Here is an 18,882-nt window from a genome sequence, read left to right as displayed (position 1 = left end):
GTTGGTGGCTCATCAAGCGTCCCACGTTGTCGAGTTAACGCATTTAGTCTTGAGCGCATATAAATCGCAGGTCCAGGCAGACGTTGGCGAGCACTCAATGCGAGGCACTTTCGCATCGACACGCAACACCGATCCGCTGCATTGATCTTCCGAGCATTTTTGCTTCAACGCGTCGCGCAAAGCTCCTGGTCAGGAGTCCGGCCGATCGCGCACTCAATGCGTTCGCGCATAGCTGGATCGATATCTTTGGCGCCGAGCAACTTTGGCGCCGGCGGCTCTTGCATTTGAAGAGCTGGTCTATCCCAGCTAGCGCAACTGCAGAGCCCCAGAGTGGCGAAGAGAGCCGAGCACGAAAGCAAACAAAATGAACCGAAGCGCCACCGCACTGCCTTACGAGGTGAATTCATGCGGTCCTTCTTGGATTGACTGCTGCGCCTGTGAATCGGCTGCAAGGAACGTGTTGCTGAGTTCCTCGGACGGCGCGTCGTCGTCCTTTGCAGCTGCGAGTGTAATGGATCCAACAGGCTGGATTGTGAAGTCCGAGGCAAGGTCCTGATAGGATAGAACAGCAAGATCGATCCCATTACGGGTGAGAAAGCCGCGGACAAAGCGTCGTATATCCATCGAAGCAAGGATAACGGGCCGGATCTGCCCCCGAACTACGTTCGAATGGATCTGACGCATTTTTGAGAGCAGCGCCTCGCTTTGCCCGTCGCTCAAAACCAGGTAGGGTCCTTTGGCAGTCTCTCGAACCGCGCTGCGCACGATATCCTCGGTTTGACGTTCGATGATAAAGACCGGAACGACGCGGTGTGCGTTGGCATAGCGGTGGCAGATTTGCCGTCTCAGACCGGAGCGAACATGTTCCGTGAGCAAGACGACGTTTTGTTCACGTCCGCTCCATTCGGCCAATGCTTCCAAGACGAGCCGTGTGTTCCGGATCGGAATACCCTCCTCCAGGAGGCGCCGCAAGACGTCGGCTACTTTAGGGATCGGCGTCGTACGCAACACCTCCTTGACCAGATCGGAATATTCCGTCTCCATGCGAGCCAGCAACTGGCGCGTCTCCTGGATACCCACCAAGCACTGTGCATAGCGGGTCAACGCCGAATGGACGCGCAAGGCCAGGATTTCAATGGGACGGTGGTGCCCGATGCCGGCTGCTTTGAGAGCCGGTGCATTGCTCTGTTCAATCCAGATTTGATCCGTCTCCCGGTCATGCCGAAACGGGATGCCACTCAATTCAATGTTGGCCGGATCGTCGCGGAGTGCGAGCTGCGTTGGATCAATTAACTCCTGCTCGACGGGCACGCCCTCGACATCCACCCTGTACTGCAAGTCTGGCAAGCGCTCGTCGACCTCGATGGGGATGCGCGGAATTGTGATGCCGAGATCAGACGAGATCAGTCCCGAAACGCGTGCAATGTGCTGTTGCAATTCTTCTTTGTCGATCGCCCGTGTCAGACTTGACGCAAGGAACAATGCGATGGGAAGCGCCTCCGCAGGCACGGTTTCCTTGTTAGACTGTGTGGGAGCCGGGCGAGAGATATCAGCGCTTTTCTTGCCGCTTTGGGTCCCACCGTCGGCAAAGCTTGCTGCCGCAAAGACTGCAGCCAAGACGAGAAAGACAGGGAGCGGAAAACCCGGAATAGCCCCCATTACAACCAGGACGCCGGCAGACAGCCGCAATGCGTGCGAGTTTGCTGTGAGCTGGTTAACGATGTCGGTCCCAAGATTGAGCCTTACAACCCCATTTACTCGAGTGATGATTGTCGCAGCTGTAATCGAGAGCAGCAGCGAGGGAATTTGTGAGATTAACGCATCACCTATGGTCAGCAGGGTATATTGATGCAGCGCCGCCTGGAAAGACATTCCCTTGGAGAGCAGGCCGATGGTGATCCCGCCCAGCATGTTGACGCAGATAACCACCAATCCTGCGATGGCGTCGCCCTTCACGAATTTCATGGCGCCATCCATAGCCCCGTAAAGCTGACTTTCTTTCTCCAATGTAGCGCGCCGGCTGCGGGCTTCATTCTGATCGATATGGCCATTGCGCAATTCCGCATCGATTCCCATCTGCTTGCCTGGCAGAGCATCGAGCGTGAACCGCGCCGCCACCTCGGCCACGCGTTCAGCCCCCTTGGCCACGACGATGAACTGCACCATGGTCACGACTAAAAATATGACAATGCCGACGACGATATTTCCCGATATGACGAAATCACCGAATGTGCGAATGATGCTGCCCGCATCCCCCTCAGCCAAGATCAGCCGCGTCGTTGAGACGGTGAGCGCCAGACGGAATACCGTGGAAATCAGAATGACGCTCGGCAAGGACGAGAAATCAAGTGGAGTGCTAATATAGAGAGCGACCATCAGCAGCAATATGGCCAAGCCCAGATTGAAGCCGACGAGCGTATCAATCGCCACTATAGGGATCGGCATGATCATCATGCCGACCGTCAGAAGCAGCATCAACGCGACCATCAAGTCGGAGCTGGCCGACGCGCGCGCAATGATCTTACGCAGGACGCTGGTCATGGGGACTTTCCGATCGTTGATTGATCAGGCCAGTGCTCTCACGCAACGAGACATAGCGTTGGAAAGCGGCGAGCGCCTCGTCTATGAGGCCGGCCCGCCGCAGCGCGTGGCTACGCAACAGCATCAAAGAGATACGCGCCGAGGGTTCGTCATCAAGTGCGTTCAGTCTATCTAGGACCTGCAACGCCTCACCTCCGAGGCCTTCCAAGATGAGGGCATAGGCGAGAATCCGTAATAGATCGACATCTCGCGAGTCGTTGCCGACGATGAGTCGCAAGAGAGCCACGCATTCTGCGCTCTGCCCACATGCAAGGTGAAGATAGGAAAGTGTACAGAGCAAATCGCGCTCCTGCCCGGAACTCAGTGAGACGTTATCGGATTCGGAAACGTTGGTCGTCCGTTGCGCTCCATCGGAGTTGAACATTGTTAGGCTTCGATCAAGCTATTCCGATTTTGGCGGAGCAGCGCTAGCCAGTGCAGTCCCTGCCGTAGGACGACGATACCGTCCTCCGCCATCGAATCCGCAGGCGCGGCCGCCAGCTTATGGACGAGACGTTCCAGAACAATGCTATACCGCTCTGCCCGCAGCATGTCCGGATGACGAAGGCTTGGAGTGACGAAGGAGAGTAGATCGTGCGCGATATCGCGCCCGTAGAGCGATCCCACCCCAGCGGGTTGCTCGATCTCATAAATGCGAGTGCGCATCTCGTTGAGACTGACACGCCCGACTGCATCAATATCTTTGGCCTCCGATGCGGCTTCGATCGCTACATCCAGCGGCTTATAACGCGTGTTCAGCTCGCCCCAGATCGACGCCAGCTCCTTCTCGCCATTTGCACGAGCACCGTCCGCCTCACCTTTATTGGGTTGGATGGTCGGCCCTATCACTGGTTGATGATGGTGCTCGCTGAGTCTCTGCGAAGCAGTGCCAGGCCCGACATCGTGGCGGGACAGCTTTGACATGACGATCTCCTTATCCTTCCTTCGGGCACGGAAAGCCTAATACGGAACGGCAACAACGCGGCCATTGCGGCTTAGCAGCACACGCCCATCCTCGATTCGAGTGACCGCCCATCCCTCCGCCAAGAGAGCGCCGACGAAATACTTCTGCCCACCGACAAGCAGATAGGGCTGGGATCCGCGCGAAACAGCTTCGATCGCGATTGAGGATGGCTGCTTTTCCTCCTTGACGATCACTCCGTTCACCAGTGTCACCGCACCGTATGCACGACCATCGAACCATTGCTGGAGCTCCTGCCATTTCGCAACGGTTGCAGGCGTGACTTTTCCCTCAGCGCTAACAAAACCCGGCCCCGAACCAACCCTGATATCGAGCAGGCCCGCCTTATCAATTTCCTGTTTCAGCACTTCGGCTGCAGCCTGAGCTTGCCGATCGTCAGGCCGGTTCATGCCCAGCTTGGGTACAAGCTCTGCGGCAGGCGGCGCAATGCCGGTCGGTGCACTTCCGGTGGCTTTGAAGAAAATGGTCGAGAGACTGCCTACACCAAGAAAGCTGAGGAGCACGAGGGCGAGAGCTGAGATCCAAACGCGCGAGAGGCTGATCGACCGAGCCTCAACTGCATTCTGCATCGACCAGCGAATAGACATGGCGCCCGCACGAATGACGGCGGGAAGAAAAAGAACAACACGTTCACCTGCGGCAATATCCCCTTCGCCCTCTGGGGTGCTTACGGCTGCAAGAGCCTCAAGCTCGATTGAATTGCCAACGAGGGTGATACGTAGGTGATGCGGCTCAAGACCTTGTTCGACGAAAACCATATCCGCGTCGAGGCCGCTACCGATAAGACTCGTTCCGGCAGCCGCCTTCCCGCTTAGCCCGACATAAGGTCCCGACAGTACCTCGAAATGTAAGGAGGCGGCCTCATTCACGGACAATTCTCCGAACCATGACGAGCACGGCAGGGCGATTGGTCGCACGACTCATTCCTAGGCCGCACCACTCACATCACCCCGATGACGGGAAAGGCGGAGCGACGATTCGCCCCGCCTTTGACCGTTATCCGTTGACGCGCTCGCTGGCCGCCTTCCTCTCACTCGAGAGCTCGGTCGACAGTGAACGCAACCGGATGTCCTGCACCATGGCTTGCAGGCTAACGGCCTTCAACTCCGCGATTAGCCCCTCGAACGTAGCCGCCCCACCAACCTTCTCAAGTGCAGTTCCAGCGCCTGATGCGGCGGTAGACGCCGTGGAACTGCCACCGGAACCCGTGGACTTATTATCAGTCTTGCTATCATTCTGGTCGTGGCCAACACTACCATTAGAAGAGTTAGTAGCGCTTGTTTTCGTCATATCGCTTCACCTTCTGCTTGAATCTGCCGCCACGAATGGCGACACTCCACTGACGTCGGCGAATCCGGCGTCAGGTATCTTCTTCTGTTTCAGCCATAGCTTCGTGAATTTTTTCCATGTTTCGAGTCATCTCTCGCATCGCGAGATTGGCAAAAACCGAACCGAAAGCCGATTCGAAGTTTTGACGATCCGCTTCAGACAGCGAGCTGCCACTGTCAGAATTGGTATGAATTACGCTTTCGATTGCGCCGGCCATCTGGTGCCTCTCACTTCAGTCGGTCAGAAAGGTGGTATCACCACCGAGCGATCCACGTTGCTTACGCTACTGGGATTAGCTGTCGGGAAGCTGACGAGTCGAAAGACGGATGCAGCAACAACCTCAATATCAGTCAGCATCAACGGCCAGGTGAGAGCGCGCAATCGCAGGTGCATGCCGGGACTGCCACCGCGCGAGTGTCTACGGCGATCTGATCTCTACATTATGTAGACGAACGCCAGATAGCGGGCTGGTCCAGCGGAGCTCATCACATTCCTGGATCGGACGCTCAATGGTGTGATGGCGAGGCGGAGGCAAAACCGCGCGCAGTTGGAAATGCTACCGCGGGAATCGGTGGTGATGTTGTTTCGTGGCTCCACAGCGATCGTCACTCGGGACTGACGACCGCAGGCGCCTGCTTTCCGAAAGCGTCAGAGCAGCGTCGTGCCTGCGCATGCTCTGAGCCGGAGATGAGTTTCATGAGCGCGATGACGCCTCTCCCGGATCTTAAGACGACCGACATTGGCTCGTCCTGCACCGTCTAAAAGTCGTCAGCTTCTCGAAAGCTCGCCCCCTTAACATGAAAGCCTCGATCTTACGACGTCGATGCCAAGTATTTACCGCAATGGAATGGAAATGAACCTAATGCAGCTCAACAGCGTTTCGCTGCCCGCCAGTGCAGATCCAGCTCAGTTCGGGCTTGTTCCGGGGGCTTCGCCAGCCTTGGGATCATCCGCGCAGACCGCCGGCCAGATTCGGCAAGGCGAACCTTCGATCTTCGAGGCAATGGTGTCCATCTACTCGCGGGAGGAGAAATCCGACGTTCCCTCCACGCCACCGGATCTGCTGCAATCAGAGCGACAGATCCCGCAGGATTCGCTGGACCAGTTGTCAGCGCACGCGAAGGCGGCGATCGAGGCGCTGATGAAGGATCCGCTTTTTTCTTCCTCGGTCGATTCCTCCTCGGTCGACTCCCCTAGTGCAGACGCATCGTCGACGGCTGCTCCATCGCCTGACGTACCGAGCACTCCGGTGCCAAGCTCTAGGATCACGTGGAACGGCGGCACGCTGACCAATGCCGAGTTGCAGATCGTGGCAGTGCTGAACCGGCACAAGGACCAATGCCCACTCAGCTGGGACTCGCTGGCAGCCAAGGCCAGCGATCCGTCGACGCCCCCGGATCTGAAGGAGGCGATCGACGGATTGCGACGCGATCCAGAGCTCTTCTATGCGATTGGCTCCCAAGGGGACGGCCGCTGCGGCGGCAAGATCAAGGCCAAGGATCTGTCAGAGTTTTCCGCCAGCCATTCGCAGGTTGCTACATTCCAGGAGCAGCAAGCGCACAGCTACGAGCAGAACTATATTCCATCCGACGGCACCTCGAAGGGACAAGCATCGGTCATGACCTTGAATGATGCATTGCGCGAGCTTTACAAGTATTCTGACTACCTGCCCAAGAATTTGAGCCTGGACGATTTCAAGCGGATCGTCGACGGCAACGCCGACATCGGTAAGTGTCCGCCTCAGCTGATCGCGGCGGCTCAACACTTCCTCGATCACCCGGACGCCTGGAAGCAGTTGTGCGGTGGTGCGACTGATAAAATCCACAAGGAAGACTTCTTGCAAGTCGCCTCGTCGTCGATGAATTCCACGCAAAGCGAGCTGAACACGCTCGACACGATTAACAAGAATCAGAATGCCTTCTTCGGGGACGGCGACCTGACACGACACAAGTTGGCGAGTATGGTGGATGACAAGACTCTCGACCCGAAGATACGAGAAGCGGCATCGCAACTGCTCTCGGACCCGCTCTTGTTCCGTTTGCTAAACAATTCGATTACGGGTTACAAAACCCATCAGGAGTTCTTCGACTTAGGCGGCGGGCATACGGTCGACTCTGGTAATATCAGCAACAACGACTTCAGGCACTTCTATAGCAACATGTCACCTGCGAACCATACCGTTCAGCAGATCAAGACCCATGTCCCCAAGACCGCCGCTGAACAAAATGCAGTCACAGATATGGTGATGGGGGTATCCGACCAACCCGATGTCGCGTCTCCGAAGAAGAATGGCGGGGTCCTCATGCATGCGGTCGATGACGTAGCCAAGGTGGGCTCGAAGGTGCTCGACTGGGAGGCCACGGCAGTAGGCCTGCTCGGCGTCATTCCGGGACTGGGCGAGTTGGCCGATGGCGTGTCGATGGTGCTCGAGCTCGAGTCGCAAGCATTGAGCCTTCTGCATACGGGCATTAGCGGGGGTGATATGAAACAGGCCCTGAAAGAGGTTGGCCTTAATCTTGCGGGGCAGGCCATTAGCTTTGTCGCTGGGCCCGAGGTCAAATTCGCGCTGCGCGAGGGCCTCGCAAAGGAGATGCTCGAACAGACCGTGCAGTTCGGCCTCGATACGGCGATCTCGAAAGTGCAGTCCTATGCCGAGGACCATTTGGACGACCTGAAGGCACGCCTTACCGAGCCCATGCAGGCCGCAGGCGTTCCGAGTTAGGTCGCTACGCCGTCGTCGTCTCAGACGGTGGTCTGAAAGGCCAGTTTTGCGGGTAAGGTGCGGATGGGTACCTACCTTTTCAGGGACGGAGGCTTGCACCTTCAGCGCCGCTCGACAGCACGGCGTCGAGAAACTCGGTATGTGCCAGGTCGTCAGGGCGAAGCCGCCACTTGGCAAACGGCGGCGGAAGAACGCGCGCTGCACTCGAGGCGCACCCCAAGCACCTGGCGCCACTCTTCTGAGAAGCCGGGTCCGGAATTTGGTCGATAATTGGAGTTTCTGCCTGAAAGCGGCGATGATGGCCGCGAACAGGAGAGACCAAGAACAGACGAACCGCGCAGAACCACAGCCCGGCTTTCAAGGCGAAGGTGGCGCTTGCCGCCGTCAAGTGCGACCGGACGATAGCCCAATTGGCCGAGCACTTCGACGTCCACCCCATCCGGTGACGGCCTGGAAAGCTCAGCTTGAGGCTTGGGCTTCTGACGTGTTCGGCGCGGGGAGCTCGGCGACGGTTGCGCCCGCGGTCGATGTGAAGTCACTAAATGCCAAGAGCAGGGAGTTGACGCTGGAGAATGATTCCTAAGAAACGAGAGCACCGACTTGCGGCTCCAAGGGTTGGAGAACAAAGGCCAATGCCTTGGCACGCCCATGCGAATTGTTGACCACTCGCGTTGGGTAACGCGTCTCGTAGGACGAGGCCCTTGGATCGACATAGTCCGTCCGTATCGCACAGCATTGTAGAACAGAACTGCGATCTTGCCGGCCGTGGCGGTCACTGCCTTGGCCTTGCCGATACGCGATGAAAGTCGCCTGTAAAAGCTGCCGAGCGCGGTGTCTGTACGGCCCACGGTCACGGCAGCAAGGCGCAGAAGTGCCGCCGCCCTACCGCCGGATCCGCGCGTTCGGACGAGAGCATTCTGCCGCCGGAGACCTTGTTGTTCGGCGCCAGTCCAGCCAAGAGGTACAATGCTTTGCACTTCGCCACGAGGAGAGGTCGTCGCCCCATTCAGCGATCAGCTTCAGCGAGAGGTAAGGACCGAGGCCGTCGAGCGTGGTGACGTCCTTTCCGACCAACGGAACAGCGCCACGCGGACGTTCGTAAGCTAGAGCGTTCGCCTGATCGGTTCGATTCCGACGCGCCTTCAACACGGCTTCGATCCGGGGCGTCGCAGACAGATGCTTTCTCGTGGTAGGCGTCCTAAAGCGCAAGTGCCTGCTCGAGCGCAAACAGACGCTCGGCGCGATAGCCTCCGGTGAGCGCCTTCACGATCGTCTCCGCACTAGCGTGGCAACTGTAATGGCGCAAGCACGCCAGCGCCTCAGGATCGCGCTCGCCGGCAAGGATCGCGCGGATGAGGCGCAGCCGGTGGCGCCGGTGATGTCGGCGAGACCTGGTGGAGTTGAAGATTTATCTCCGTCAAGGCCTTGTGCATATGCTTGATGTGGGAGGCCGCGTACCCAATCAGACGCTCGCGCTGGCGCACGTAGGATCGCGGCTCCGCAATCTGTACTTTGGGCCGAAAGCTGGCTCGCGACAGCCCAAACGAATGGAGCCGCTGCAGCCACTGCGCATCGGTGATATCGGGCTGCCTCGAGCATCGGCACCACTTCTGACTCAAAACACATCGGCCAACCGGTCCGGCCGGCGACGGCCGCGCCCACCCTTCTTCTGCGATGGTAGGCGGGGTTGTTCTCGGTCCGATACGCGGTTGACGGACTAAACGACGCCTTGGCGGCGGCCACTGGCGGGCTGACGGTACTTCGTGTAGAGCCTTCTGTCGTTGCCACCCGTGATGCAAGAAGTTTCTGACCCGTTCGGCGTGTGGACGATGCGGTCTTCTGTCAGGCCTTCCTTTTACGGCGTCCTCAGAAGCCGCTGGCCGGTATGGTGATCCGCGGATCAAGTCCAATTCTCATCTCCGAGCACCTCGGCGCTTTCGGCTCTAACTGGTTTTCCTGATCCAGATCTGTTCGATCGTTCCGCCCATTAGGGTCGTCTCCTGCTCGCACCCTTCACCAACATCAGGCTCTTTCGTGCCGCATTCGTCATGATGCCGTCACTGCCTGCGCTGGGTTCCCGATAATCCACCTTCCGATTGGCCATGCCCAAATCGTCCGAGCCATCTTGGTCGCGAAGGCGATCGCCACGAGCATGCGCGGCTTCCGCGAGAGCGCTTCGGCGAGCACAAGAGCTGCGTTTGCGCTCAGGCAATCTACCACTTCGCCGGCGGCCAGACCGTCGTCCGCCAATAATCCCAGCAGAGCTGGCTCGAGACCGGAAGACGAGCCGCGGGCATGTAGTCGATGGCTCAGCTCCGGCTGCCTGTCTTTCCGACTCGGCTTCGGAAGGCGGAGCTTCCATGAGTTCGGGCGCGGCGCGCCCCTTCCTACGCCAACCGCCGATCAGGCGCTCGTCGAACGGCAGTGCCACGTAGCAGGTGACGTCATCCGGAGTCACTCTCGCGATCGCGTTGCGCGCCACGCGCCCACCCGAATATCCGGTCGACACTGCGTGCAGTTCGCTGCCTCGGACTGGGAGTGCCACCAGGTCGAGCAAGCCATCCAGCGCACGAGACGCTCGGGCGGTGGAAGTCGCTTTCCTCGCGGCGCGCTCGACGCCTCGGCGGGTCCGAGTGTCCCGCATCGTGTTCCCCTTGCGACGCGCCGCTTGCACCAGTCCAGCACCTCCGCGCCTCGTTCTGGGTGGATAACGTGGAAGCCTGCATCGCGCAACGCCTCGACGATACGCGGTCGAGCTGCCCAAAGGCGTGGCGGGATTTTCCCTTTATGCGCTGGCGTCAGCTTACGGACAGCTAAGCTGTCTATCAAGCGGGTAAGGTCTAACGACCTGAAACAATGCAAGATGTATGATCAGGTACAGTCGTCATGTACGGTCGAGTTAACAATTGGCCCGATATTCCGGCCGAAGAAAGATATCATCGGGCAGCCAACGCTGAGGAAGCGGGTGCCGAAAGCCAGAGCTTCGCCGATGCGTTCGCTAGAACGCGATTGCAGGAGTCTGCTGGCAGCTCATCTTCGCAACCGAGTTATTCCCTCGTTCGGAAACCTCCTGTGGTCGAGATCGACAGAGCTACGTTCAGGACTGAAGTGAGGACCTTTCATGGCGACGCAATCAACCGCATCGCCAACAATCCACACGAGTACTCGGAATTTGTCTCCGCAAGAGCTAAGCGCACAGCAGAGGTCGCTAAGGAATACGGTATCAGAAGAGATTCAGAAGACGCCCGATATTACAGCTACCAATTAGGAAATGTGAGCGTCGGCCTCCAAAGAACGGAGGCCGGATTCAACATGACTGAGTTCGAAAGCGATAAGTGGCGAGAACAGTTCCCTGGACGAAGTGAAGTCACCTCAATTGTGGATTTTCAGGTTGCTCATCCGCTTGTCGCAAACGCCGGCGATATTCTGCTCGAACATCAACTTCGGCAAGACGGCGAACGACCATTGGTGAACTGGCGTCCTGCTAATGCAGAAGCGAAGGCCCGCGCAAAGACAATGGGCTTCGTTGAAGTGGATGAGGACGACATGGTACTTGACCCCACTCAGTCCGCCCAGTGGACAAAAAACAGCCTTGGTGAATGGCAGCGCGCAACTAAATCTCAGCTTTATCTCTCCAAGGTCGACAGTGATACTGAGGTTGCAGCAGATTCCGAAGAGGATGGTGACTTCATGTAATGCCCAGATCCGCTGGCATTCATGTGTTTGGGCAGGCGGTGGAGCAAGGAGCGAAGGCAAACGGACAGCTGCGGAAAAGGTCAAGCCTCAGCCGAGCGAAACCGACAATTCGACTGGATCCGCGAGGTGCTTTGTAACAAGGCACCAATGTTCACCATCAGGCCGGTCCGAAGTGATTTCGCCGTTTGATGCGCCAATCTGAGGGAGATAAGGTGTCTCGGCCAAGTCGAAGACACCAAATCAGGAGAGATGTCGAGCGAATTGAGCCACAGCAGCCATGCGCTCTGATCCTGGCGCTAAGCTCTGCGCCGCTGCCGCCGACCTTACGCCTTGAACTGCTGCTGTTTCCAGCGGGCGAAAGTCTGCCGTCCGAGGCCACCGCACAAACCTGTCCATGGGCTGCGAGATACCACACACCGGTGTTTCCAAGTCCCTTAGGCATCAACGTCTGCTCGGCGAACATCCGCTTTGCGCAATCGGGTTGAAAACTCGAGCTTGCGAACAGCCGAAAGCGCGCATTCACTCAGGTATAGAAGCCTGGGATGAAGCAATGATTGGGCGAACAGCAAGCGCATCAAGCGACCCATCGTAGGCATGAAGGCAGATCTCTGGAAGAGCGCGGACCACCAATCGCCGGGCCTGAATCACTTCCGGAGAAGCGCACCGCTTTGGGACCAGCAAAAGTAGCCGATCATCGGCGCCAGGCAGATATCAGCTAGCCAACTCATTGCCGTCTGCTCGATCAGAGACAAGCCGCGATCGACGCTTCTCTTGCGCACCAGGTGCCGCTCTGTCACCTTTCAAACGCATTCACCGTGTGTTCGCCGTCACGATGGGCGCCAAGAGCACGACGAGGCACATGAGCCCGGCTAGGACCCCAAATGCGGCCGGCAGTCCCACGTACTTGGCCAGTAACCCCATACCAGCCGGTCCAATGAGAATTCCGGCATAGCCAACCGTCATGATCGCGGCAATCGCCGGACCAACGGGCATCGCCTCCTGCGTGCCGGCGCGCCGGAACAGAATCGGGGCGACATTCGATAGGCCAAGACCAATGAGCAGCAAGCCGGCCATGGCGATGACGGCTACCGGTGCGGCCAGCAGAGCTCCGAAACCGGCCAAGGCCAGTAGACTTCCGAACATAAGTGTCGCGCGGTCCCCCGCGCGTTCGACGACGGCGTCGCCAGCAAGGCGTCCCACCGTCATGGCTATGGAGAACAGTACATACGCTAAGCCGCTCTGCGTCTTTGGAGCAAGACCAGCGCCGACGACCAACAACGCAGCCCAATCGAGCATCGCGCCTTCGATAAGGAAGGCGATCGCCGCAATCGCGGCTAGAAGGAGCACGATGGAACGCGGCAGAACGAACGACGGTCCCTGGTCCGCCTGCGCCGTTGGCACCAATCGCGGCCACGCCAGCATGATCGCTATCACTATCAATCCCGAGCAGACCACAGTCGAAACAAATGCATCAATCTGCAGCGAGAGAAAAGCGGTCATGGCTGCAGACCCCACAAGTCCCCCGATGCTGAATTGAGCGTGGAAGCTGGACATCAGCGGGCACTCCGCCGTGCGCTCCACCTCGATCGCATGAATGTTCGCGGCCACGCTAATCGAGCCTATCGAGGCGCCTAAGGCGAATAGCGCGACGCCGAGCGCCAACTTGCTAGCTATCGTGAGGCACGGCAGGACGATCGCGAGACTAAGCCCACCCACAAGAATGATCAGCCTGACGCCGTAGCGGGCGCTCAAAACACCGGTCAGAAGCATCGCGATGATGGATCCAGCACCCAGGCAGAGCAGTAGTAGGCCAAGCACGCCGTCATCGACCGCCAGCCGGTCTTTTGCAAATGGTACGAGCGGGGCCCAGACCCCGAAGCCGACCCCGGGAACGAAGAATGCAAGACACGTTGCTAACCGAGAGGATGGTTGACCAGCAGACGCCATGACAGGGACCTTATTGATAGACGACCCGCGGGCGCTGTACCAGCGGCGGACTCCCGAGCGACAGAGAGTGCGCAGGTTCGGCGGTCGAGAGGACATCGTTTGTTGGCGCAATCCGCCATGCCGGACGTTCAGCGCGTGATATCGGATCGCGTCGATCGTCACTCTTCTAGTTCGATCCGCGACGACATCTTTGATAGCAAATACGATGCCACCGCGAAAACGCACGTGACGTCTCGATCCGAACTCGATACGATCGGGCAACTGTGCCGGCTAGGCATGGAGCGTTGGGGGCTCTCAACAAGCTTGTTACTTGCTGATTGATGAGCGCGGTCGCGCACTGAAGGAGCACGAACCACCCGAGTGCGCCTCGAGACTGCGCCGTGGCGCCCTTCAACGCGGCCTCGCCTCCCGTAGTCATATCCGCGACAAATCAATATGGCTCAGTCGCAAAGCTGACAACAAGATGAAATTCCATCTGCCGATCGCAATCGGTCTCAATGCGAGGCGATGGGTTTGCAACCCGGTTACTCTGGGCTTGCGTAGCCTGCCAAAACGTTGTGGCAACCGACAGCGCGGTGTAGACGCCGACATAAACACTTTGATCATGGAAGGCACGCAGCTTATGTGCCTGGTAGACTCACGGCTCGCCATTGACGACTCCAACAAAGAAGCCCACGGCGTCGCGTATCTTCGGCCGGCGCTCCACCAATCATCAAATGCCGAATCATGGTCGCCCATAGAGTCAGAACCACCCCGAAAATTGCGGCTGTAGTGCTAGACACGGTCGCCAAATGCATCGAACTCCGTCCGGATCGCCTGTCCGGTGTTCGGTTACGCGCCTATTCCCTACTTCAAGAAGCAGCAGTGCAAGATCGGCGAATACGCCCTGCCCCAGAAGTCGTGCGTCATTTTCAGTCGGAATTGATTGCGGAAGCCCTGGTCGACGCGGGCTACGTGCGCATTAGTTTCGACCACTTCGCCCTACCCCGCCGACAAATCTTGCCGCGGCGAAGCGCGAGGGGCGGCTGCGTCGGAACTCCCAGGCACCGACGACGCGGGCGAAACGGATAAAAAGAAAACAGTTTATCGATTTGGTTCTGAATTGCGCTACAGAGTTGGCAACGCGAGCAGTACGTTGTCGATCAGCCGGGTCGAACCGACGTAGGCTGCGGCACAGAGCGCCGCCGGAAGCCGCAGCGGGCTCGCGGCGCGCTTGAGCGTATCACCATCGACAAGTTCAAGGTATTGCAGCCGATCAACTGTCTCAAGATGCCGCTCGGCGATCGCAATCAGCTTGTCCACCTCGCGCACTCCTGAGCGGAACTCATCCGCCGCGGCGAACAGCCCACGACTGATGGCAACGGCTCGTCGACGTTCTTCCTCGCTGAGATACCGATTGCGACTGCTCATCGCGAGCCCGTCCGGTTCCCGAACGGTTGGCACGGTGACGATCTCGATGGGAAGATTGAGATCAGTTGCCATGCGACGCACGACCGCGCATTGCTGAAAATCCTTTTGCCCGAAAAACACGACGTCCGGATGCACCATGTTGAACAGCTTGCATACGACGGTTGCGACGCCGCGAAAATGCCCACGCCTGAAAGCCCCGCATAGTGGCTTAGCCAATTCGCCCGGTTCGACGAAGGTCTCGAATTGAGCCGGGTAGACTTCCTGTGCACCCGGCGCGAAGACAATCGCAACACCGGCATCGCGGCACAGTTTTTCATCGCGCAGGAAATCGCGAGGATAGCTGCTGAGATCCTCGTTTGGTCCGAACTGAGTCGGATTGACGAAGATGCTAACGACGGTGACGTCGCATTGCGCTCGGCTCGCCTTGACCAGGGCCAAATGGCCATCGTGCAAATAGCCCATTGTCGGCACGAGCCCGACGCGTTTGCCCGCGCTGCAAGCCTTCGCGAGCTCACGACGAAGCTCAGCGACCGTCGTAATCGTCTGCATCGGAGCACCTTACATCAGGTTGGGTTGGGAGGAGCCCAGTTTGCGATGATGTTACCCAGGCTTTCAGGAAGCCGATAGGACTCTTGCGGCGCCGGGAACGCTCCACTGCGGACATCGGTAGCCCAGCGCGACAGCGCGTCCTGCAACAGCTGAAAACCATCTGCATAGGCGCGAACAAATTTGGGCCGATGACCTTCGGTCAGCCCCAGCACGTCATGGAATACGAGCACTTGGCCCGAGCACCCGGGACCCGCGCCGATTCCAATAGTTGGTATCGACAGCGATTCGGTCGCTCGCTGGGCTAGCTCGGCCGGAATGCCTTCAAGCACCAACGCGAAGCATCCGGCCTCCTGCAGACGGTGAGCGTCATCAAGCAGCCGCAAAGCGTCATCGGCTTTTCGGCCCTGCACCTTGAATCCCCCCATGATATTGACGCTCTGCGGGGTGAGGCCGAGATGGCCCATGACGGGAATTTCGCAATCGACCAGGGCACGCACGATTTCCACGCGCTTGGCTCCGCCCTCGAGTTTCACTGCATCTGCGCCTCGCTGCAGGAATCCTCCGGCGTTGCGTATCGTCTCCTCCGGACTGAGGTGAAAGCTAAGAAACGGCATATCGGCCACGAGCAGGGCACGGGGCCTTGTGCGCGCAACAGCTTCGAGATGATGGTTCATCATCGCCATGCTGACTGGCAACGTGTTGTCGAAACCGAGGCAGACATTGCCAACACTGTCGCCGACAAGAATGATGTCGACGATGGGGTCAGCGATGCCTGCCGTAACCGCATCATAGGCGGTGGTCATGGCGACACGCCGCCGCTCCTGCTTCCATCGCTGCAGGATTGGAATCGTGATCCGCTCAACTGACACTTCCGAAGCGTGGCTCATTTTCGATCCGTTCCGTCAGATGGCCTCAGGTCGATTTCGCAGCTCAAGCGATACTGATTTGATCTCACCTGTGTCGCCTACGATTTTGAAGCCACCGCCCTCACGAAGTCCCCGCGTCACCGAATATGCTAGCCGAACGGTAATCCGATTCTTGCGACCGAAGCCGTTGAGCCCGCGGGACCACTCTTTTTTTATGGCGGACGAATGAAAACTGTCAACCGTGAAACGGAAACATACGTCTCCAAAGTAGCAGGCGCGTGCATAAAAAATCCAATGGTCGCGCGACCATCAAGCAAGAACTCCCCAGATTGAAATTGTCATTTGGAAGCGCCTTGCGTCACGCTGGGCGTCAGGACGCGCCGATGGGATCATTCTGACGCAATTTGCGTGCGGCATTGTCTTAACCGCATCTCCTGCGTGTCGGACTGGCTGGCTTTGCCACTGAGGCAATACTCTACCGGAGCAAGTTCGTTTCCGAGCCTCATCAAGTTCAACTGCAGCCAGAGGATCTGTTGCCGCTCGCACCTGCTGCGCTGAATCAACGCTCCGGCATACTTCCCCATACGGAGCTGATAGAAATTGCGTACCACGCCCTGCTCCAATCCCTTCTCCAGGATACTCGGCATTTTCCAGCTCCCGAAACAGGCCTCGCGCTCACCCTCTGTTGTAGCGGCATATCGCGATCGGTTGGTTCGATGAACACCTGCCTGTCGGCCGAAAATTGCGTCTGGGCGTAATTCCGCGATGAAATTCTTCAAACGTGCTCGGAGTGACCGCCCCGCCTTCGTCAGATGCAAGCATGGGAGTGCTTTCCAGCGCAGCAGACCGTGAAAGCTATGCAGACGCGCGTCTGCCACCGCTAATTCGATGGCGTGTGGATAACCCGGGCGTACAGACTTGTCAGGCGAGCCGCTTAGAGGCGCCGCTGACCTGAGGCGCCGGTGCGCTTGCCGTCCGCTTGCTGCTCAATTCGCAGCAGCCATGGCAGCCCAAGCGTCAGGCCATCGAAGAGTCGACGGTTTGACACGGCCAGCCAAGTCATGCGATGCAAAAAGGGCTAAGCGGGGTTAAGGCGCAGTAGTGCGGTCGTAATCTAAGCGGCGGCTGCCATTGCGGGGTCACCAGCTTCTGCTGCACACGTTCAAAGACCACTACTATTCGTCGAAGACACGATTTTTCGTAACAACACCCCGCATTCCCCTTGTGCGTCTTTTCGTGGCGTCTTGTACTGGTTGTCAGCGCGATCGTTCTACCCGCCGCGCTAATGCGTAGGTCAGGTCGATACCGCTAGGCGTCCGCGCCCGATGCAGTGGCCATGCACTGACAAAATGACGAGAACTGGCAGTTGCCAGGATACCCCCAGATACGGTCTTTGCAGACAATGAGCGTCCTGCCAAGCGGGTCGCAGGACGTACACTCGAAGGCGAGACAAAGCCAACTAGCATGGGAAGTGCTAGTAGCGACAAACAGCAGATTGCGCATGACTTGCCTCCGCTAGGCTTTGCTTAAGGATAGACCATCGAATTACATCTATTGATGTTGATCAAGCAAATGGCAGCCGCGCTTCCCTGGGCGATCGCATCCACCGAAGTACTAGCGCGTTGGGCTTTCACGCGCACGCAAGCGACGCGGTTCAAGTGAAGGCAGTCTAAGAGCCATCGATCAGAACCGCGGCACCTAGGGCGGCCATTTTGCCAAAACTTCGGCGAAGGCGGAGCAGCATTTCAGCGACTTTCCGGAAGGGAGCGCAGCCTTCCGGTGCGATGCAGCTGCGCGCTGAAAGCGCCTCCAGGCAAGATGTGCACGAGGTACTACCTTTCTTCGTTGCTTCGCGACGAGCAGCGCCGAAACGATAAGCGCCTCCCAGGCGCCATGTATGGCTGAGACTATCGCCACGTTCCGCGATGAAAGAGTTTCACGATCGATCTCTCTGCGGTGATCAGCCGAACAGCGGATTCAACCTTGAAGTCACGCGACGATGTCAACCCAGGGGCTGGCGGCGGCCTTCCCCCTTCTGTTTTATGACCCAGTCTGTATTCAACGAAAGAGCGCATTTTGCTGCAGTTCTTATGCGGCGATCCTGCAAGTGAGACCGTTTCATGCACGAGATCCGCGCGAAGCTAATGGCCGGAAGCATCTACTGAAAGTTGTCCTAGCGACTGATGATCAGGCGGTTCCTTACTTCGATGCAGAAATTCGTCTCAGAGATTGTCTACCTTGCGTAATAGCGGAGGAAGAATCGAGCTAAACACCCGCCAGGGCGATCGCGCAGGGAGCTGCCGTGCAGTGGCATCTGAGCGGCTGCCCGAGCCTTCCAGACTTTGCGATGAGGCTTCTGTCGCTTTGGGCGAAGTCAAACCGCAATGTTCGCGATTACCGACGGTCATCTATGATTCGACACATCGTATTCTTCACCGCAAAAGATAAGGCGCATGTCGACAAAATAGTCGACGGCCTTTCCGTTCTCGCCAAGATCCCGCACGCACGCCGGCTTGAGGTCGCTCGCAACCGCAAGAGTGACCGGCTTGGCAACGAAATTGACGTGATCGTCTACGGTGAATTCGACGACGAAGTCGAACTCGAAGCCTATAAAGCGCACGAGCTTTATCAGGAGTCGATCCGGCAGGTCAGACCGCTCCGAGAGCTACGTCTCGCGGCCGATTACAGCATGTCAACAGATGCGGAGCCATTTGGCAGGCCCTACCCGCGGGCGTAATTAACCTGGCAGGCACGTAGGGGTTTTTGGGTGCCGTGAGGCTCGCCTTCCCGGGCGGGATTAC

The 18,882-nt window shown here is 58.1% G+C and carries 13 protein-coding genes and 1 pseudogene; 3 read left to right on the top strand and 11 right to left on the bottom strand.

Going from position 1 to position 18,882, the window contains the following annotated elements:
- Nucleotides 1–390 precede the first annotated feature (390 nt).
- The 5 genes from sctV to IVB12_RS23530 all read right to left on the bottom strand — a co-directional run bounded on the left by sctV (nt 391) and on the right by IVB12_RS23530 (nt 5,108).
- Entirely contained in the window at nt 391–2,541 is a 2,151-nt protein-coding gene (gene sctV / locus IVB12_RS23550; RefSeq protein ID WP_247302543.1) for a type III secretion system export apparatus subunit SctV, read from the bottom strand.
- The gene (locus IVB12_RS23545) at nt 2,522–2,965 is read right to left on the bottom strand and encodes a histidine kinase (RefSeq protein WP_247302541.1); all 444 of its coding nucleotides are present in this window, start codon (nt 2,963–2,965) and stop codon (nt 2,522–2,524) included. The genes sctV and IVB12_RS23545 overlap by 20 nt, the downstream gene beginning before the upstream one ends.
- Nucleotides 2,966–2,967: 2 nt before the next feature.
- Entirely contained in the window at nt 2,968–3,504 is a 537-nt protein-coding gene (locus tag IVB12_RS23540; RefSeq protein ID WP_247302539.1) for a hypothetical protein, read from the bottom strand.
- Nucleotides 3,505–3,540: 36 nt separating this feature from the next.
- Entirely contained in the window at nt 3,541–4,431 is an 891-nt protein-coding gene (locus tag IVB12_RS23535; RefSeq protein WP_247302530.1) for an FHA domain-containing protein, read from the bottom strand.
- 491 nt (nt 4,432–4,922) lie between these two features.
- A complete protein-coding gene (locus IVB12_RS23530; RefSeq protein ID WP_247302528.1) occupies nt 4,923–5,108 on the bottom strand; it encodes a hypothetical protein in 186 nt (61 codons plus the stop codon).
- Nucleotides 5,109–5,753: 645 nt separating this feature from the next.
- Between IVB12_RS23530 and IVB12_RS23525 the strand changes: the two genes are divergently transcribed.
- Nucleotides 5,754–7,613 (top strand): HrpF/NolX family T3SS translocon protein, encoded by a 1,860-nt coding sequence (locus IVB12_RS23525; RefSeq protein ID WP_247302527.1) that lies wholly within the window; start codon nt 5,754–5,756, stop codon nt 7,611–7,613.
- Nucleotides 7,614–9,197: 1,584 nt separating this feature from the next.
- Here IVB12_RS23525 and IVB12_RS23520 read toward each other — a convergent pair.
- Nucleotides 9,198–9,444: pseudogene (locus IVB12_RS23520) on the bottom strand (hypothetical protein); the annotation flags it as partial.
- Between the two features lie 1,241 nt (nt 9,445–10,685).
- Here IVB12_RS23520 and IVB12_RS23515 point away from each other — a divergent pair.
- Nucleotides 10,686–11,309, top strand: coding sequence for an effector protein NopP (locus tag IVB12_RS23515; RefSeq protein WP_276577992.1), 624 nt, complete (start codon nt 10,686–10,688; stop codon nt 11,307–11,309).
- A gap of 810 nt (nt 11,310–12,119) precedes the next feature.
- On the opposite strand, the gene IVB12_RS23510 is transcribed toward IVB12_RS23515, so the two are convergent.
- The 5 genes from IVB12_RS23510 to IVB12_RS23490 all read right to left on the bottom strand — a co-directional run bounded on the left by IVB12_RS23510 (nt 12,120) and on the right by IVB12_RS23490 (nt 17,584).
- Nucleotides 12,120–13,256: an MFS transporter gene (locus tag IVB12_RS23510; protein WP_247302590.1), complete on the bottom strand. Its 1,137-nt coding sequence runs from the start codon at nt 13,254–13,256 to the stop codon at nt 12,120–12,122.
- Nucleotides 13,257–14,363: 1,107 nt separating this feature from the next.
- Entirely contained in the window at nt 14,364–15,215 is an 852-nt protein-coding gene (panC, locus tag IVB12_RS23505; RefSeq protein WP_247278971.1) for a pantoate--beta-alanine ligase, read from the bottom strand.
- Nucleotides 15,216–15,229: 14 nt separating this feature from the next.
- Nucleotides 15,230–16,102, bottom strand: coding sequence for a 3-methyl-2-oxobutanoate hydroxymethyltransferase (panB, locus tag IVB12_RS23500; protein ID WP_247302516.1), 873 nt, complete (start codon nt 16,100–16,102; stop codon nt 15,230–15,232).
- A 368-nt stretch (nt 16,103–16,470) separates the two neighbouring features.
- The gene (locus IVB12_RS23495; protein WP_247302512.1) at nt 16,471–16,728 is read right to left on the bottom strand and encodes a hypothetical protein; all 258 of its coding nucleotides are present in this window, start codon (nt 16,726–16,728) and stop codon (nt 16,471–16,473) included.
- Between the two features lie 661 nt (nt 16,729–17,389).
- Nucleotides 17,390–17,584, bottom strand: coding sequence for a DUF3551 domain-containing protein (locus tag IVB12_RS23490; RefSeq protein WP_247302511.1), 195 nt, complete (start codon nt 17,582–17,584; stop codon nt 17,390–17,392).
- A 907-nt stretch (nt 17,585–18,491) separates the two neighbouring features.
- On the opposite strand from IVB12_RS23490, the gene IVB12_RS23485 reads away from it, so the two are divergent.
- Nucleotides 18,492–18,818, top strand: coding sequence for a Dabb family protein (locus IVB12_RS23485; protein ID WP_247302589.1), 327 nt, complete (start codon nt 18,492–18,494; stop codon nt 18,816–18,818).
- Nucleotides 18,819–18,882 lie beyond the last annotated feature (64 nt).

Origin of the sequence: Bradyrhizobium sp. 179 (assembly GCF_023073535.1) — a bacterium.
GTDB lineage: Bacteria > Pseudomonadota > Alphaproteobacteria > Rhizobiales > Xanthobacteraceae > Bradyrhizobium.
This window is presented reverse-complemented; position numbering and strand designations above follow the sequence as displayed.